The 2,419-nt window shown below is 45.9% G+C and carries 1 protein-coding gene; it reads right to left on the bottom strand.

What is annotated here, in order from left to right; translation table 11 throughout:
* Positions 1 to 7: 7 nt before the first annotated feature.
* The gene (ltrA, locus tag NG792_RS28700) at positions 8 to 1,822 is read right to left on the bottom strand and encodes a group II intron reverse transcriptase/maturase (RefSeq protein WP_261237790.1); all 1,815 of its coding nucleotides are present in this window, start codon (positions 1,820 to 1,822) and stop codon (positions 8 to 10) included.
* Between the last annotated feature and the right edge of the window lie 597 nt (positions 1,823 to 2,419).

Raw genomic sequence — 2,419 nt, 5'->3', positions numbered from 1 at the left:
GATTAAACTAAGCCGGGCAGTCGCCCACCCGACTCGTCTTCAGAACCGTGCGTGAAAGTTTCCCTTCACACGGCTCCTCAACAGTTTGGCTCTTGTCATGAGTACCAAGACTGCCATCGCTGGCAGTTTTGACATCGTGGCAATGTCGGTGAAGAAGTTGGAGGTTCTTGTAAGTATCCTTTCCACCTTTTGATTTGGGGATTATGTGGTCCATTTCCACTATATCTTCTTCACGGAAGAATAGCCCGCAATGAGCGCATTTGCCCTTTTGTTTCTTCAGAAGTTTGGATATCTTCGAGGGAACTCCAGGTTGTTCGCCCAGTCTTGAACTCCAGTATTTTAAGTTGCCATCATATGGACTGGCTTCGCCTTTAACTTTCACATGGCGCACGATTGGTGTTTTGTTGTGACTCTGTAGTTGCATCGGGTTCATTTCTGACCGGGTTGCAAACGCCCATCTGCGATTACCAATCGTTTGCCAATATTTCCGAGCTATCCATTTACCCGTTTTATTTGGGTGTTTTCTTTTTCCCCATTTGACCAGTTTCCAATACATGAGTTGGTCCAATTGGGCAAAAATTTCCTTGGAAACAACTGTTGAGTAATAGTTGCTCCATCCCCTGACCATCGGGTTAAGATGCTTAATTAAGGCTTCTTGCGGTGCGGTGATATGAGAATTTATTACCTCTTTCAGTTTCTGGTAATGGTTTTGGATGGCTTTCTTGCTGGGTTTGATGATGGTTTTGAATCCTAGAGGTTCTTTATGGGTATTCTTTCCGGTTTTGTATTTTCCAACTTTGTGTTGTCGGATATTGAAACCAAGGAAATCGAACCCCGGATTGTTACCTTCTAATGTATGGGTTAGGTGTGTTTTAGCCTCTTTGAGTTCTAGACCTATTCCTTTCAACCATTCCTGAATGTGTTCACGACATTTTCTAATTACATCTTGGTTTTCATGGATGATTACGAAGTCATCAGCGTATCTGATTAGAGATACCGCATCCCTTCGATTCGTTCGGCTACCTTTTCCGGGTAGCTTTTCCACCATGTCCTTAATGCTTTTCTCCATGCCATGAAGGGCGATATTTGCCAATAGGGGGGAAATGACCCCGCCTTGTGGCGTACCCTCATCTGTCGGAAATAGCTGTCCGGAATCAATTACCCCAGCCTTTAACCATGCTCGGATTTGACGTCTGATGGCGGGGAATGTTTCGAGCTTATTGAGTAAGCTGTTGTGGTCAATCTTATCAAAACATCGTGCAATATCTGCATCTAACACCCATTTGGCTTTACACCTTATGGCCGTAAAGATTGCTTCTCTTGCGTCATGACAAGACCTTCCTGGTCTAAACCCATACGAGTTGGGTTCAAAAACAGCCTCCCATTGTGGCTCTAGTGCCATTTTGACTAAGGCTTGTGCTGCACGGTCATACATCGTAGGTATTCCTAATGGTCTCTTTTCATCTCGACCTGGTTTAGGTATCCATACCCGTCTGGCGGGTTTGGATTTTGAGCCGAGTTCCAGTTGACCTACCAGATTCAAGCGTGCTACTGGGGACAAAGACTTAACTCCGTCCACTCCTGCCGTCTTTCGCCCCTGGTTATCCTGCGTTACCCGCCTGACCGCTAACAGCTTGGCTGACCAGCTTTTGAGCAATATCTTCTGGAGTCCGCGAACTGTTTTGACATCGCCACGACGCTTGGCTTGATAAATTCGTTTTTGCAAGCGGAATACACGGCGTTCAACCGATTTCCAGTTGATTTGTCGCCATTCCAGTCTCACCGTATTAATCGTTTTGGAATTGTTAATCGTTTTGGACATAATTGCTACTTAGACTTTATCTTCCAAATTGTCGTGAGTCCGTCGGCATATCCAATCCATTACGGATTGGCTTTCGCTTCTGACTCAATCTCTCCTCTCGTTAGCTTGCGGGTGGTTCCCTACTCAAGACTTCGACCTTTTCCTTGAGAGCATGACGAGGGGTTATTTCGTTCCAGATATCGATTGGTTGTGCCTTTAGGATGCCACTCTACGCCGGGTTTATGATGGGTGTATGAAAGGTCAGTTATCGACCTGCCTTTCCTTTTATCCTCAACCTTTTGGTTACTGCGTATCAGTTTAATTTTCGCAGGTTAGTTGTAACGACGCTTTATGCATGGGTTCGTTTTCCTGTCCATAGGCACTTGCTCGATGGGGTACTCGTTTAAACCCGAGTTTAACCACCTTTCATCCCCGCTTCACGGATTGAAGACCACTCTCTACCGTGGGGGAAGTGCTTTCACGCGATACACCTCGCGGGATGGAATTACACCATCATCGATATCTAGTTGTCAGGGTTCAGTTGGGGTTGCCCCCTTCTTTTCATCCCTGCCAGTCATCCCTGAGTGTTGCTACTCATTTCGACTGAACGAATCGCAC

This window comes from Laspinema olomoucense D3b (assembly GCF_025370785.1).
Classification (GTDB): Bacteria; Cyanobacteriota; Cyanobacteriia; order Cyanobacteriales; family Laspinemataceae; genus Laspinema; species Laspinema olomoucense.
The sequence above is the reverse complement of the archived record's forward strand: the minus strand, read 5'-3'. Positions and strand labels throughout refer to the sequence as shown.